Raw genomic sequence first — 14,987 nt, forward strand, 5'->3', positions numbered from 1 at the left:
TTAATTTAGTTATAATGATTACTTTATTTAGTTATTAATATTTAAAAATTTATTTTTAAGGATGTAAAAATATTACGTCCCATTCTGGGGATATTTCCCCAATCTGCATAAGTGCTATAATATTCGTTAAATAGGTTTTCTGCACCCACTTGAAAAACCATTTTGTAATCTTGAATTTTAAAATTGTAATCTGCAGAAACATTCCAATTTTTGTAAGATGGTGTTTCATCTTCTCCGTATTCCGGACTGTAATGACTTTGTTTTAAATCTCCATTTAAGGAAGTTCTAAATCCGAATTTTTTATGAGAAAAATGCAATGAAGTTTGATAACTTAACGGACGGATAAATGGTAAGTTCTTTTGATTATCATCTAAACCTCTCGCGTAGGTTATCGTTCCTTTCCAATGTAAATTCTGTAAAATGGTATAATTGGTATTTATTGAGAAATTAAAAAGTGTTGCATAATCTAACGATGTATATCCTTTAACACCAACAGATTGATAATTCATTGGGCTTCCTAAACTTAAGATTCTTCCTATAATATAATTCTGAATATAGAAGTAGTTTACTTTGGTGTTGATGCTTATTTTTTCGTTTTCGAAACCAGCGCTTGCATTCATTTCATAAGAAATCTCGTTTCTTAAATCAGGATTTCCGATGTAATCGTAACGATCGAAACTATTGTAGATATAATACCCATAACCTTCGGATACAGAAGGAGCTCTGTGCCCATAACCTCCGCCAGCAGAAAGATTAAAATTACCTAGATTTACGTTATACCCCGCGTGTAAACTTGGTAGAAACCTTGTTTTTTCTTGTGGTGTTCCTGGATGAAAAATCCAGTTGAATTCTACGTATTTAGAATAATTGTAATTGACACCTAAAGTTCCTCCAAAAGTCAATTGACTGCTATCTGAAATATCCCAATAATTATTCATAGAAAGGCCAGCATAAGTTGTGGTAACCCAAGGCCAACTATAGGCAAACATGGTTCTTTCGCTTCTGTCTTGCGGATACATTCGCATTTCTGCAATCGATAAATTATTGTAGGCGTTTAACTGTATTTCTGATGCATAATTTTCACTGTTTAGATTCACTTTAGAAACCAATCCATAGGTGGTGCTCCAACCTGGCATGTCCATGTGCACCAAGTTTTCCGGACGTGTGGTATCATCCATGTAATGCTCTACAGCGTTAAAATAGACTTTGGTATCCCAAACTTTTATGATGCCTTTTTCAAAAAATTGTTTGTAGGCAACAGACGTAATTAAAGCTCTAGAAAGAGATAAATCCATTGGTAATGCAGGAAAACCAACCTCTTTTGCTCTATCAAAAATAGCATCTACTCTTACAGAGGATAAATCACTTGTTTTATAAGCAACACCTAAGGATGCATTTAATTTCTCGTATTGAGAGTGGTTTACTTCGTGGTTATTCCCGTCGCTATAATTTTCTGCTTTTCGGTTAGAAATACTTCCATCCACAACCAATTTATCATTGGAATAAGAAACATTGGCAAGGTTAAAAAACTGACTATTATTAAACTCAAAACCTGTTTGATAAGCACCACTCCATTTTCTTGCAAAACCGAATGCAGTACTCTTTCTTTTCAAATCGATACTTCCTGCTATAGTTGCTCCATGTAAACTTCCTGCTTGACCTGATTTTATATCAACCTCAGAAATATTATTACTTTCCAAATAAGAAGTTATCGGATCCATTTTATCGCTACAAGCACCAAAAACATGCATGCCATCTATGGTAACCATAGAACGCTCCGTACTCATATTATTCAACAAAGGTTCCCAAGCATAAGCACCACGTTTAATAAAACTGATGTTATCTGAAGAAGCCAAAAACTCATCAACAGAAACAGCCATTTTCATATCTGTTTCTATTTTCTTCTTTTTTGCAGCAATAATTACAATTTCATCCAAGACACCTCCTAAACTATCCCTTTTTTTGGGTACAGTTTGCGCGTTTACAAATGTTACTAATAAGAGTAATAGTATTGTTATTTTTTTCATCGCTTTAAAATAATATGTCAATAAAAAGTTCTCCTTTTTCACCTTCAATCCCCGGAGTAAACTCTTTAGAAACTTCAGTTCCTTTTATGATTACATTATTTTCATTTTTTAGGATGAAATTCAGTGTCCAATTTCCTGTCATTGTATAATTAACAATACCATGATATAAACCATCGGTTTGTTGTTCTAGATCTTGGTTATTGAGAGATGAATGATTTCCCATAGAAGATTCTGGCATTCTAGGATCTATTAGTAACGTATGTGCATCTACAATTGAATACGAAAACTGAGAAGCATCTGGAAAAACAACTGCCGTAGCTGTAGGTTTATTGTACTTGTAAATACCTGCAAGCAAATCGTTTTGTGCAACACTTGGGCTTTGAGGAGCAACAAGCGCAATAAAATATTGTTCATTGTCATTTCCTGTAAAAGCAGTCATGTTCAGGTTTTTATTTGTTTGTGTTTCTACAGAAATAATTTGATTTACAGCATGTGTTTTATCGCTATCCGTAAAACCGATATATAACTGCCAATCTACTGTAGAACTACTTTCACTAGTAAATACAACATATCCTAAATAATATGCTTCTGCTGTATCATAGAACAAATTATACCCATGCGGACAAGAAATTTTATTGCCGTTGGCATCCGTCATTATTGGTAGAAAAGTAACTTTAGAACTGTCTAAAAACACATCAGTTAGCGTGTTGTTAATCTTTAGACGCACTTCGTTATAACCTTTATATAAAGTACCGTTTAAAGCTTCTATACTAACGGTATAATCTCCACTAATTATTGAGGTAACTTCTTCGAACTCTATATATTCGGTAGTTTCAACGTTTAATTCTGCTTCGTAATCCGTTTTTTCTAGGGTACAAGAAGTAATCACAATAAAAATTGCAATTACAATTAAATGTAAATGTTTCATTATTTATTGATTGTTTAAAATTATAGTAGCATGAATGATCTAACAGAGATTAAAAAAACATCTGGTATCATTTAGCACATACAATTGTTACAATTGCATCATTACTACTAAAAAGAAATAGATTAAGGAACTCTTAAAAAGTGTATAGTATTTTAAATACTATTTAAAAAATATGTTGTTCTATTCTATTTTGAATATCTATAATCAAAAGAATGGATATTAAACATCTAACTAAATATATCTATTTAGTTAAACAACAGTTGTAGTTAAGAGTCTCTTATGAGATAAAGAAATTAAACGAGCGGTGGGTGGAAAACAAAACTTGTAAAATGAAATTTGTAAATTCTATTATATAAAGATTCTATTTTTAGATTTTCTTCTTTTGATAAAAGAAAACCATAATTAAGATTAGTCTCTTGAAAATAAACAACAGAATATTCTAACGAAAAAGATTGGCCTTTTTTATTACTGCTTTCAGAATCGCCTGCTTTAACTATTTGTTTTGCTAAGTAGCATTTTCCGTTACACTCTAATTCTGGCTTATCTATATTTTCACAAAGTTCATTTTTAATAAAATCATAAAAAGCAGCATACTCCAATAATGGAAGGATAGGCTTTAAAAGCAAAAATAAAGACAAAAAAATTGCTGCTGTTTTCACAAAGCAAATATCTTATTTTTTTTTTGATGTACCTAACCTCCGGTTATTTATAATCAACCAAAGGTTAGTAATATATTATTTTTACACAATAAAACTACTTGCAATTCTTTACTTAAAATTACTCACGGAAATTTTAATATTTACTTTTGCGTTTGCAAAATATAATTCTACATTCATATAAAGAAATACCCCAAAGTTTAAAACCTCTTGTTATTTTTATATTGAATTATTTTCTTAAACCTATAAAGATGTAATAAAACGAATGGTTTGATTATTAAAAATTTCTGGTTGCTCTACGTTTACAACATGTCCACAGTTATCAATTACGTAAAGTGAAGATGTAACATGTTTCGAAACAATATTTTTTATCGATGGTAAAAAAAGATGATCTTCTGCACCCATTACATATAATGTAGGAATCTCAATCTCTTTTGTTCTAAAAAAACGCAAAAGTGGGTTAATTTCTGAAGTTAATTTAAACCAACGCAAAAATTCTTTTTGATATAACTTCTTTGCTTCGTTTACAAACAACAGTCTCGAATTTTTATGATTTTTCTTCGGCATTATAATAAATGCGAAGAGCTTGTAAAGCATCATGTAAGGTACCACAGACTTAAAGATGTTACCAACTTTCATTAAAACTTGAGAACGAAAATTCATCTTTATAATTGCGCCACCCATTATCATACTTTGTACCAATTCTGGTCTTTTTTCTGCAAGATTTCGAATTAGTATTGTTCCTAAAGAAATACCAATAAAATGAGACTTTTCAATTTTTAAATGATCAATAACCTCAACAATATCTGCAGTAATAGAATCGAACGTGTATTTTGTTTTAAAGGTATCTTTTAGCTTTGGTTTGCTATTTCCATGACCTCGTAAATCTAAGATTAAAACGTTAAAATGCTTTTTAAAATCTCGTACTTGTTTGAACCAAATAGAGCTGCTTCCTCCTGCTCCGTGAACAAAAGTTACCCATTTTTTTGAAATTTCATGAGGATATGAATAGTAATTTAACAGCTTATTTCGATTTTAATTTCAAACAAAAATAACTATTTAAAACTTAGCATTAAAAACTTTAACTTTCTTGCTTATTTTATATAAATAAACTTACGATTTCTAAATTAAAATTATACTGAATAAAAATATTTCCAAATCTATAAAGGATAAACTTATCTTTTATTGTAACTTTGCATTTTATTAAAATTAATGTATGTTTTCTAAAACGTGTGAATATGGTTTAAGAGCGGTTATTTTTATTGCTCAACAAGCCAAAACAGATAAAAAAGTAAGTATTAGCGCTATTTCTGAAGCAATAGATTCGCCTCAAGCTTTTACTGCAAAAATTTTACAGCAGCTTACAAAAAATAAAATAGTACAATCTATTAAAGGTCCTTATGGCGGCTTTTTTATTGAAGAAGAAAACTTAAAAACAATTGCATTAAGTAATATTGTTCAGGTTTTAGATGGAGAAAGTATTTACACAGGTTGTGGCTTAGGACTGCATCAATGCAACGAAGAAAAACCTTGTCCTTTGCATTTCAAATTTATTGAAATTAGAGAAAACCTAAAAAAAATGCTAGAAAACACTACATTATTAGAGCTTTCAACAGATAAAAACCTAACTGACTACTACTTAAAGAACTAAAAAAAAAATTACCTTTATAAAGGATAAAAAGACCCTTTTTTCTTATTTAAAATAACTTAAACCAAATATTATGATTACAGCCTCATTAACAGCAAACTTAAATTACACGAAAGATAAGCCAGAAATTACACTGCTTATGGAAACAAACTCAACAAAAGAAATACGAATTGTAATGCGTAAAAGCCAAGAAATGAAAGAACATTCTGCACCAAAACCAATTGTTGTAGAAATCTTTGAAGGTGAAATCCTTTTTGGTGTTAACAATAAAGAATTACAATTAAAAAAAGGAGATTTAATTGCATTAGACGCAAATGTACCGCACAACTTATTCTGTGAAAAAGATGCAATTGTTAGACTTACAATTGCAAAAGCAGACTCAATAAACAGGGTAAATAATGTTATTTCTTAATGTTTAAATAAATATAAAATGAAAAAAATTTGGATCGCATTTATAAGCGTAATCGTACTCTCTTTTGCAGTACTAATTTGGGTGGGAACAGAAGTGTATCAAAAACAACCACCAATTCCTGAAAAGGTTTTAGTTAAAGATACAAATGAAGTGTTCTATACTATTGAAGACATACAGATCGGACAAAATGTATGGGAATCAATTGGAGGAATGGAAGTTGGCTCAATTTGGGGCCATGGAAGTTATGTTGCACCAGATTGGTCTGCAGATTGGATTCATAGAGAAGCTGTTTTTATGCTAGAACTTTGGGCTAATAGAGATTTTAATAAGCAATATGAACAATTAGATGTAGAACAAAAAGCAGCAATAAAGGCTCGTTTAATAAAAGATATTAAAACAAACACCTATAATTCTGCTACAAAAACAATCGTTATTTCTAAAGAAAGGGTTGCTGCAATAAATAATAATATTCAGCATTATAGTAAGGTTTTTTCTGAAGGAAATGAACGATACGCAATACCAGAGGGCGCTTTAAAAGATGAAACAAAACTAAAGCAGTTAAACGCTTTTTTCTTTTGGACTTCTTGGGCTGCCAGTACAAATAGACCAGAAAAAGATTATACCTATACTTCTAACTGGCCACACGAACCTTTAATAGATAATAATATTACAGATGGTTCTATCATTTGGTCTGGTTTATCAATTGTATTGTTACTTGTTTTTATCGGAATCTTAACTTTCTACTATTTAAGAAACCATGAAAAAGGAGAAGCTTTAACAAAACCAGACAAAGATCCTTTGGCAAACATGCAGTTATTCAAATCTCAAAAAGCTGTTTTAAAATACTTTTTTGTCATCTCTTTACTAATTGGTTTACAAGTAATTTTAGGCGTTATAACGGTTCATTATACCGTTGAAGGGCAAAGTTTCTTTGGCTTCGATTTATCAAAATATCTACCTTATTCTGTAAGTAGAACTTGGCATACACAATTAGCTGTTTTCTGGATTGCTGCAACTTGGTTGGCAACAGGATTATTTTTGGCACCGATGATTTCTAAAAAAGAAATGAAATATCAACTTTTTGGAATCAACTTTCTTTTTGTAGCACTAATCGTTATTGTGTTTGGTTCTATGTTGGGTGAATGGTTAGGCGTTCATCAATTTTTAGATTTAACAACCAACTTTTTCTTTGGCCACCAAGGATATGAATACATGGATTTAGGTAGATTCTGGCAAATATTTTTAGGAATCGGACTTGTTTTATGGGTGGTAATGGTAAGTAGACATATTATCTATGCGATTCGTAAAAATGATGAATCGAAACATTTGTTAATCATCTTATTAATATCTGTCATGGCAATTGGTATGTTTTTCTTTTCTGGATTAATGTATGGCGAAAACAGTAGTTTACCTGTAATTAATTATTGGAGATGGTGGCTAGTTCATTTATGGGTAGAAGGATTTTTTGAAGTTTTCGCAACCGTAGTAATCGCATTTATTTTTTCTAGAATGGAAATAATTTCACCAAAAACTGCTGGTAGAGTTTCTGTAGCATCAGCTTCTATCTTTTTAGCGGGTGGAATTATAGGTACTTTACATCATTTATATTATTCTGGCACACCAATTCAAGCAATTGCTTTGGGAGCAACTTTTAGTGCTTTAGAAGTGGTACCATTAACTTTAATGGGTTTTGAAATTAGAGAAAATTGGAACCTTTTAAAAAGTAAAGAATGGATTCAGAATTATAAATGGCCAATATTCTTCTTTATTGCTGTTTCTTTTTGGAACTTTTTAGGAGCTGGAGTTTTTGGTTTCTTAATTAATCCACCAATTGCATTGTATTATATTCAAGGTTTAAACACAACTGCTGTTCATGCACATACCGCTTTATTTGGCGTGTACGGAATGCTAGGAATGGGCTTTATAATAATTTGTTTGCGTTTTTATTCTGATAGAGTTTGGAATAGTAAAAAACTAAAAAGAGCCTTTTGGTGTCTAAACATTGGTTTGGTAGCGATGGTGGTATTAAGTTTATTACCAATAGGAATTATACAAGCGTATACTTCTATTACAGAAGGGTATTCTTTTGCAAGAGAATCTGATCTTTTATACTCACCAACCATACAAACCTTAAAATGGATGAGAATGATTGGAGACATTATTTTCTCTGTAGGGATTTACTATTTCTGTTGGTTTACTATTGATGAAGTAATTTACAATTACAAACGAAAAAAATAATTTTATAAAAAAAGGCGAACAGTAATGTTCGCCTTTTTTAATTAATTGAATTTAAAAAACTACTCTACTATAAGAGTGTATTGTGGTGTTGGGTTTAAAGGACAGAAATAAACATATTCTCCTTTTTTAAGCGTTACTGTTTTAGAGTTCTGCTTTGTGTTGTTCTTTACTTGTTCGGTTACGTAGGCGTTCTTAAGATGTGCTTTTACGTCCGATTTTGGTGCTAAAACAAAACCTACATTATGACCAACATTGTTGTTTGCGATTTCAAAAATATAAGTTCCTTCAGATAACGTAATTTGTTTCTGAGTAAATTCACCTTTTGTTTGTTCTAAAGAAACTGTTTTTACATCTTGTGCATTTGTGTTAAATGCAAATCCTAAAACGATTACTAAAATTGCGATTACTTTTTTCATGATTGCTCTGTATTACTAATTATTAAAAAATTGATTATTTATTAAATTGTTGTTGCTGTTTATATTGCTTGTGCTACCGGAAAATCTACTGCAACATCTGTTGTTTTGTGAAAGTAATTGGTAATTGTAATTTCACCTATTAAAATAATTGCATCTGCCAAGTTTCCTTTTGTATAACCTACTGCATATAAATTTTCTACTGATTCTGGTGTTGCTGCACCTCTATTTTCTGCTACACTTTTAGAGAAGTTAGCTAGTGCATTTAATTTTGAGTCAAAAGAAGCGTTACCAGCTCTTAATTCTAAGATTTGCGCTTCTGTAAAACCGTTCATTTTACCAATTGCAGTGTGTGCAGACAAACAATACACACATTCGTTTACTTGACTTACTGCTAAATTGATAACTTCTTTTTCTTTTGCTGAAAAACTTGTTTTACCGTTTCCGATAGCCAAAAAGTTACCCAATGCAGTTTCACTGTGTGCAAATGCTGCGTATAAATTTGGTACAAAACCCAATCCTTTTTCTAATTGTGTGAAAATTGCTTAGTTATTTTCTGATACTTCTTCTTTTGTTGGAACATTAAATGTGCTCATAAGTTCTATTTTTAAATTGTTTTATTGTTAATTTCTAACTCTTATTTTATGCTTTGCATTCACAAAGTTCTTGCTCTGGGTTTTGATCATCATAGGTTTGATATCCCCAACAGTTCGGACATTGTACGTTTTCTATTGTTTTCATATTCTTATTTTTTTAATTGTTATTGTTTGATGCTGCAAAGATGCAACCGATAGCAACCTTAAAAATTGGACAAAAGTTCCTTCTGTTTGGACAGCTAAAAATAGTTGGCAAAAATGCACGCGTGAAGGATAGAGCAAATTGTTTGAGCTCTTTTTAAGTTTGATAAAACTTTAAAAAGCGAGTTGCGAAAGCCTGACCTGATAAGGGCACGCCCAAATAAAATATAAATGAAGAGTTATTAATTTAAACGGATTTCTAATATTCCTTTTTAAACTGAAGCGGAGATTTTAAAATTGCCTTGGTAAAGAAACGTGTAAAATATGCAGGATCGTTAAAACCAAGTTCGAACGCGATTTCTTTTACAGATTTATCTGTGTAAATCAATTGGCGTTTAGCCTCTAACAAAATGCGGTTTTTAATAAAGTCTGATGGCGTTTTTGCCCCCAATTTCTGAAAGTGTTTGGTAATAGATTTAGGCGAAAGTCCTAATCTGTTTGCATAGTCCGTTACCGAGTGCATGGTTTTAAAATTCTGTTCTACCAACAGACTAAAATCTTTAAAAAGACGGGTTTCTACATCTTCTTTAATCACATGATTTTCCTTTTTTACACGAACTGCAGAAATAATAAATTGCTTTAAATACGATTGCAACATATCGTATTGTGCCGTTTCATTTTGTTGAAATTCTTCGATTAAACTATCTAAAATAAAGTTGAGTTTTGCCGTGTCTTTTTTGCAAGGTTTTACAAACGGAGTTTCGTAGATATTGTTGAATAGAATTCCGTTACACGCCACTTCTTGATCGTGGGTTTGTATGCAGTAAAAATCTTTTATAAAACTTAATTTGTAAGCGGTTTTTATTTGCTCGGAATCTACTGTAAATACTTGCCCTGGAGACAAGAAAAATAGCACATTATCATTAAACGTGTATTGTTCGAAATCGATATTATACGTTCCTTTTCCTTCTTGAATCCAATAAATAGAATACGTATTTTGTTGCACAGAATGGTCTATGGTACAGGCTTTTTCAAACTGAACGGTACTTACAGAAAAGGTTTCCTTAAAAGAATATTTTACGATGTCTTGAACTGCCATATTTTGTTTTGTAGTTTGTTGGTCGTAAAAAGTGGTGGGAACTTTACGTTTTGTTTCTAAATGTAATTTAGAGTTTTTTTGTTAGAACAAAGATAATTAGATTTTCACCAAACCTTCCCTTCTTTAAACCCTATTGACCAAACCTATAGCACATCATTTACATAAATTAAACCTAAATGTAAAGTTGATTCAATTTTTAAAAAAACAAATTTATTGACTTACATCAAATTATTTGACTTATGATAGCATTAGTTTTGCTATCGAAAATTAAATATAATTTAAGATGGTACTTACAGAATTAGATACATTAAAAATGTTTGGTAATGATAGTAAAGAACGGTTAGAAAAAGCATTTATACATCTTCAAAATGGAAATGGAATTATCTTAATGGATGATGAGGATAGAGAAAATGAAGGAGATTTAATATTTTCTGCTCATAATATGACAAACAATCAGATGGCACTAATGATTAGAAAATGTAGTGGTATTGTTTGTCTTTGTTTGCCGAATGAAAAAGCAGATGCCCTTGAATTACCGTATATGGTAAAAGAAAATACAAGTAGCTACCAAACACCTTTTACAATTACTATAGAAGCAAAAGAAGGCGTTACTACAGGGGTTTCTGCTAAAGATAGATTAACAACAATAAAAGCTGCTTGTAAAGAAAATGCTAAAAGCAACGATTTAGCAAAACCTGGCCATATCTTTCCTTTAAGAGCCAAAGATAATGGTGTTTTGGAAAGAAAAGGTCATACTGAAGGTAGTATAGATTTAATGAAATTAGCGGGTTTAAAGCCAGAAGCTGTACTGTGTGAATTAATGAACGAAGATGGGACAATGGCAAAAATTGAAACGATTTCACAATTTGCAAGTGAGCATAATTTGATTGTGCTATCTATACAGGATATTATTCATTATCGTAAATTTGTAAGAGACTACAAATAAATGGCAAATAATATCGAACTCATTAATTTCATAAAAAAGAATATTAATATTGAAGATGAAGATTTAAAAATAGTGTTGTCTTATTTTAAAACAATCAAAAAAAGTAAAAATGAAATTTTACTTTCCAGTGGAAAAAATAGTCAGGTTAGTTATTTTGTAAAAAAAGGTTGTTTAAGACTATATTACATAAATGAAGAGGGGAAAGATGTTACACGTTATATTGCATTTGAAAATCAATTTGCTACAGAGCTGGTTAGTTTTATAACCAATGAACCTGCACAAGAAACAATTCAAGTTATTGAAAACAGTGAACTTCTATACATAACTCACGATGATTTTAGACATCTTATGACAATAGTTCCTAAATGGAAAGATTTCTATAGCATCTATTTAGAAAAGGCATATGTAAATAATTCTAAGAGATTAATATCATTTACAACGTTAGATGCATCAGAACGATATAAACAGTTATTTAAAGTAAACCCAAACATTGTGAAACGTTTACCAAACAAAATTGTAGCTTCTTATATTAATATTTCACAAGAAACTTTGAGTAGAATAAAATCTAAAAATTATAAATTATGAAAAAAGCATTATTACTAGGGCTATTCTTATTACAATTTACTGGTTATTCACAATCTACTGATGTAAAACTCAGTTCTGAAAAAAGTAATGACAAGTTGTTATTAACTATCTTTCTTAAACATGATCAAAGCATGAATTTACATGAGATTGAAAAGATAAGAACAGATCAAGGTTTTTATGAAAACTTCCCACCAGAAGGCACTTCTGTCGTTAATTGGTTTGTGGTTATGGGGCTTGGTCAAATGGTGGTGCTAGAACTTCCTGCTTCAAAATTAGCTGCTGTAAATTTAGCAATTGAGAGAACTGCTTGGAAAGCTTTTAAGTCCGAAATTTACCCAACTTATAATCTATTCCCTATTATAAAAGATAAATTAAAGAACAATGCAAAGGTAACTTACTAGGGTTTTTATTATAAACTATCATACAAAAAAGGCAACACTATCTATAATGTATTTTAGATAGTGTTGCCTTTTTTATTTAATTCAAAACCAATGTTATAGATTCCTTTTTCTTCTTGAATCCAATAAATAGCATAGGTATTTTGTTATACAGTATGGTTTTTTAACGAAATATTTTACAATGTCTTTAACTGCTCTCTTTTGTTTTGTGGTTTGTTGGTCGTAATTATTAATAAGTTCTTTCGCTAATCTAATTTTTATTATATTTATAAAAAAAATTGTATTCAATATTAATTTTCAGTACACTAAAATGTAATATTTATAGATTATATCCTTTTTATTATAATTATGCTATCAAATCAAGAAGCTCAATATCTGTTGAATTTAGAAAAAAGTTTAAGTAAACCAAATCAAACAATAGATTTATCAAAAAAGAAAAATAGAATAGAATTAATTTCTCATCAAGATTCTGATTATGAGTTTTGGTTAGAAATAACCACTAACCAAAAAATTATACTAAAAACTTCTATTCATCATATGGAGAGTAATTCTTTTATCGGTTTACTAAGAATAGATTATAAAGGAGGTCATCATAATCCTGCTGAGATTAAGAACACTTTACCAAGTTTCTTAGAACCGTTTGCTAACAAGTGGTTTGAACCAACAGAATCTCATATGCATATTTATGTTGAAGGGTATAAACCTTTGGCATGGGCTATTCCATTAATTGATAGTGATTTTCCTATTAAAGAAATTACCGAGCCCTCTGACTTATCCGAATTAATAATTAACTTTGCGCGAAAAATAAATTTAAAATCTTTACTAAACATACAACAGGCAATACTTTGAATTGGGTTAATACACATGTAAATGAATACTATAATTGGTTAAAAGAGAAAACTTTTATCCAAAAGGATGATCATACGGATTGGTTTCTAATAAACACACCATTTATAGGGGCCTTTAACGATACTATTGAGATATATGCCAAAAAAAAAGGTTCTAATTTGATTTTAAGTGACAATGGTGAAACCATGTCTAATTTAGAACTACAAGGATTACAAATTCAAGGATCAAAAAAAAGAAGGGAGTTGTTAGATTCTATACTTCTTAATTATGGAGTGAAATCTGAAAATGATGAACTAATAATTAGAGCTAATATTGAAAATTTTTCTCAGTCAAAGCATAATTTTTTATCTGCAATTATTGAAATTAATGATTTGTATGTTTTGTCAAAACATCAAGTGTCTTCGATATTTAAGGAAGATGTTCGTAGTTATTTAGACTCTCAAGACATAATATATACTCCTGATTTTATTTCTAAAGGAGAAACAGGTTTAGAGTTTAATTTTGATTTTCAGATTGCTAAAAAAGATAAAGAAACTGTTATTAAATCATTTAATACTATCACAAAATCTAATTTACCAAGTTTTTTGTTTTCTTGGAATGATATAAAGCCAGTAAGAGAAAAAAGTACTAAAAAAAATGTAACAGCAATTGCTATTATTAATGATTTTGAAAAGGAAATTAGAACGGAATTTTTGGATGCTTTAAAATCTAAAAATGCAGATTATATTCTTTGGTCAGAAAGAGATTTGGATAAAAATAAAATGCTTCTTTCTGCTTAAAATAGTTTTACTTTCTCTTCAAATTCACCCCAACGAAAACCAACAAAGCAGGTAAAACCCAACCCAAACTATGTTCTGCTAAAGGAATAAAACTTTTAATGCCAGTTAAGTTTTCTCTAGGGATTATAAATCCTAAAAAATCTGTAATACTAAAGATAAAAGTTACCAAAATAACTCCTCTAAAAACAAGTTTAGATGCATATTTATCTGGTACAACATTTAATAAAATTAACATAATCGTTATTGGATATACAAACATTAATGCAGGTACCGCAACATCAATAATAAAACCAACATCATAACTACCAACAATAATTCCGATAATAGCACAAACTGCAGCCGTAATTATATAAGCAGTTTTAGAGTTATTGCAAATTCCTTTAATATAATCTGCAGTTCCTGTTACAATACCAACCGCAGTTGTAAAGCACGCTAAAGCTACTAAAATACTTAAAAAAGTGGTTCCGAAGTTTCCTAAAGTCTGTGTACTTAAACCAGATAAAACCTCTATTCTTGAGGCAGTCTCAGCAAATGTAGCTGCAAATAAAGCACCACTTAAAATTAAGCCTCCGTAAATTAATAACAACCCTGTTCCTGCAATATACCCTGCTTTTCTAATGAGTTTTCTTTTCTCGTTAAACGTGGTGTGATTGCTATAATCTAAAGAAATAATAATTACTGCTCCTACAACAACACCAGCAATAGCATCAAAGGTTTGATAGCCTTCTAAAAGTCCGTCTATAAAAGGATTTTTAAAGGTTGATGTTCCTAAACCTCCCGTAGATGTAAAAAATGAAATACCTATAATAACTAATAAAATAAGTACAATTATTGGCGTTAAAAACTTACCAATTAAACTAATAATCTTAGAACGATTGATAGCAAACAGAAATACCAACACAAAATAAACAATACTTGTTAAGATTGCGGGCGTATCAAAAAATGGCTGAATTGCCATTTCATGCGTTACAGCAGCTGTTCTTGGAGACGGAATTGCAACTGCAATTATATATATTAAGAAACAAAAGAGTGTGCTAAAAGCAGGAGAAACTTTTTTACCGAAATCGTACAAAGTTCCTTGTAATCTTGCGTGTGCAAAAATTGCCAAAATAGGAATTGCAATGGCTGTTAAAATGAAACCCAAAACAACAACCCACCAATCTACACCTGCTTTAACACCTAAATTTGGAGGTAAAATTAAATTTCCTGCTCCAAAAAATAATGAAAATAATGCAAAACCTGCAATCCAAATTTCTTTTGTTTTATTCAAAA

At 30.4% G+C, this 14,987-nt stretch carries 16 protein-coding genes; 8 read left to right on the forward strand and 8 right to left on the reverse strand.

The genetic code is table 11. The features are described 5' to 3' along the window. Window positions 1-41 precede the first annotated feature (41 nt). The 4 genes from CW731_RS10505 to CW731_RS10520 form a co-directional block, all read right to left on the reverse strand. Window positions 42-2,027, reverse strand: a complete 1,986-nt coding sequence (locus tag CW731_RS10505; protein ID WP_100947685.1) for a TonB-dependent siderophore receptor — start codon at window positions 2,025-2,027, stop codon at window positions 42-44. A 4-nt stretch (window positions 2,028-2,031) separates the two neighbouring features. Continuing rightward, a complete protein-coding gene (locus CW731_RS10510; protein WP_100946680.1) occupies window positions 2,032-2,955 on the reverse strand; it encodes a hypothetical protein in 924 nt (307 codons plus the stop codon). Between the two features lie 293 nt (window positions 2,956-3,248). Beyond that, window positions 3,249-3,614, reverse strand: coding sequence for a hypothetical protein (locus CW731_RS10515; RefSeq protein ID WP_100946681.1), 366 nt, complete (start codon window positions 3,612-3,614; stop codon window positions 3,249-3,251). A gap of 240 nt (window positions 3,615-3,854) precedes the next feature. Then, entirely contained in the window at window positions 3,855-4,634 is a 780-nt protein-coding gene (locus CW731_RS10520) for an alpha/beta fold hydrolase (RefSeq protein WP_100946682.1), read from the reverse strand. Between the two features lie 193 nt (window positions 4,635-4,827). On the opposite strand from CW731_RS10520, the gene CW731_RS10525 reads away from it, so the two are divergent. The 3 genes from CW731_RS10525 to CW731_RS10535 all read left to right on the forward strand — a co-directional run bounded on the left by CW731_RS10525 (window position 4,828) and on the right by CW731_RS10535 (window position 7,909). Continuing rightward, window positions 4,828-5,262, forward strand: coding sequence for an Rrf2 family transcriptional regulator (locus CW731_RS10525; protein WP_100946683.1), 435 nt, complete (start codon window positions 4,828-4,830; stop codon window positions 5,260-5,262). Window positions 5,263-5,332: 70 nt separating this feature from the next. Beyond that, window positions 5,333-5,671 (forward strand): cupin domain-containing protein, encoded by a 339-nt coding sequence (locus tag CW731_RS10530; protein ID WP_100946684.1) that lies wholly within the window; start codon window positions 5,333-5,335, stop codon window positions 5,669-5,671. Between the two features lie 18 nt (window positions 5,672-5,689). Then, window positions 5,690-7,909 (forward strand): nitric-oxide reductase large subunit, encoded by a 2,220-nt coding sequence (locus tag CW731_RS10535; RefSeq protein WP_100946685.1) that lies wholly within the window; start codon window positions 5,690-5,692, stop codon window positions 7,907-7,909. A 59-nt stretch (window positions 7,910-7,968) separates the two neighbouring features. Here CW731_RS10535 and CW731_RS10540 read toward each other — a convergent pair whose 3' ends face one another. The 3 genes from CW731_RS10540 to CW731_RS10550 form a co-directional block, all read right to left on the reverse strand. Continuing rightward, a complete protein-coding gene (locus tag CW731_RS10540; RefSeq protein ID WP_100946686.1) occupies window positions 7,969-8,325 on the reverse strand; it encodes a cupredoxin domain-containing protein in 357 nt (118 codons plus the stop codon). Between the two features lie 59 nt (window positions 8,326-8,384). Further along, window positions 8,385-8,864 (reverse strand): carboxymuconolactone decarboxylase family protein, encoded by a 480-nt coding sequence (locus tag CW731_RS10545; RefSeq protein ID WP_232734755.1) that lies wholly within the window; start codon window positions 8,862-8,864, stop codon window positions 8,385-8,387. A gap of 454 nt (window positions 8,865-9,318) precedes the next feature. Continuing rightward, complete coding sequence (locus CW731_RS10550; protein WP_100946687.1) at window positions 9,319-10,158, reverse strand: helix-turn-helix domain-containing protein; 840 nt, start codon at window positions 10,156-10,158, stop codon at window positions 9,319-9,321. Between the two features lie 283 nt (window positions 10,159-10,441). Between CW731_RS10550 and ribB the strand changes: the two genes are divergently transcribed. The 5 genes from ribB to CW731_RS10575 all read left to right on the forward strand — a co-directional run bounded on the left by ribB (window position 10,442) and on the right by CW731_RS10575 (window position 13,715). Further along, window positions 10,442-11,104: a 3,4-dihydroxy-2-butanone-4-phosphate synthase gene (gene ribB / locus CW731_RS10555; protein WP_100946688.1), complete on the forward strand. Its 663-nt coding sequence runs from the start codon at window positions 10,442-10,444 to the stop codon at window positions 11,102-11,104. Continuing rightward, window positions 11,105-11,689 carry a Crp/Fnr family transcriptional regulator gene (locus CW731_RS10560; protein ID WP_100946689.1) on the forward strand — a complete coding sequence of 195 codons (585 nt, stop codon included), beginning with the start codon at window positions 11,105-11,107 and terminating at the stop codon, window positions 11,687-11,689. Further along, window positions 11,686-12,090, forward strand: coding sequence for a hypothetical protein (locus CW731_RS10565; protein ID WP_100946690.1), 405 nt, complete (start codon window positions 11,686-11,688; stop codon window positions 12,088-12,090). Before CW731_RS10560 ends, CW731_RS10565 begins: the two co-directional genes overlap by 4 nt. A gap of 345 nt (window positions 12,091-12,435) precedes the next feature. Then, window positions 12,436-12,936 (forward strand): hypothetical protein, encoded by a 501-nt coding sequence (locus CW731_RS10570; protein WP_100946691.1) that lies wholly within the window; start codon window positions 12,436-12,438, stop codon window positions 12,934-12,936. After that, window positions 12,933-13,715: a DUF1828 domain-containing protein gene (locus CW731_RS10575; RefSeq protein ID WP_100946692.1), complete on the forward strand. Its 783-nt coding sequence runs from the start codon at window positions 12,933-12,935 to the stop codon at window positions 13,713-13,715. The genes CW731_RS10570 and CW731_RS10575 overlap by 4 nt, the downstream gene beginning before the upstream one ends. Before the next feature lie 7 nt (window positions 13,716-13,722). Here CW731_RS10575 and brnQ read toward each other — a convergent pair whose 3' ends face one another. Next, window positions 13,723-14,985 (reverse strand): branched-chain amino acid transport system II carrier protein, encoded by a 1,263-nt coding sequence (brnQ, locus tag CW731_RS10580; RefSeq protein WP_100946693.1) that lies wholly within the window; start codon window positions 14,983-14,985, stop codon window positions 13,723-13,725. Window positions 14,986-14,987: the final 2 nt, after the last annotated feature.

This window comes from Polaribacter sp. ALD11 (genome assembly GCF_002831685.1).
GTDB lineage: Bacteria > Bacteroidota > Bacteroidia > Flavobacteriales > Flavobacteriaceae > Polaribacter.

Excerpts from the sequence above, each read along its gene's own strand:
- CW731_RS10505 (WP_100947685.1), bottom strand. The coding sequence starts at position 2,027 with ATGAAAAAAATAACAATACTATTACTCTTATTAGTAACATTTGTAAAC.
- CW731_RS10510 (WP_100946680.1), bottom strand. The coding sequence starts at position 2,955 with ATGAAACATTTACATTTAATTGTAATTGCAATTTTTATTGTGATTACT.
- CW731_RS10525 (WP_100946683.1), top strand. The coding sequence starts at position 4,828 with ATGTTTTCTAAAACGTGTGAATATGGTTTAAGAGCGGTTATTTTTATT.
- CW731_RS10530 (WP_100946684.1), top strand. The coding sequence starts at position 5,333 with ATGATTACAGCCTCATTAACAGCAAACTTAAATTACACGAAAGATAAG.
- CW731_RS10535 (WP_100946685.1), top strand. The coding sequence starts at position 5,690 with ATGAAAAAAATTTGGATCGCATTTATAAGCGTAATCGTACTCTCTTTT.
- CW731_RS10540 (WP_100946686.1), bottom strand. The coding sequence starts at position 8,325 with ATGAAAAAAGTAATCGCAATTTTAGTAATCGTTTTAGGATTTGCATTT.
- CW731_RS10550 (WP_100946687.1), bottom strand. The coding sequence starts at position 10,158 with ATGGCAGTTCAAGACATCGTAAAATATTCTTTTAAGGAAACCTTTTCT.
- ribB (WP_100946688.1), top strand. The coding sequence starts at position 10,442 with ATGGTACTTACAGAATTAGATACATTAAAAATGTTTGGTAATGATAGT.
- CW731_RS10560 (WP_100946689.1), top strand. The coding sequence starts at position 11,105 with ATGGCAAATAATATCGAACTCATTAATTTCATAAAAAAGAATATTAAT.
- CW731_RS10565 (WP_100946690.1), top strand. The coding sequence starts at position 11,686 with ATGAAAAAAGCATTATTACTAGGGCTATTCTTATTACAATTTACTGGT.
- CW731_RS10570 (WP_100946691.1), top strand. The coding sequence starts at position 12,436 with ATGCTATCAAATCAAGAAGCTCAATATCTGTTGAATTTAGAAAAAAGT.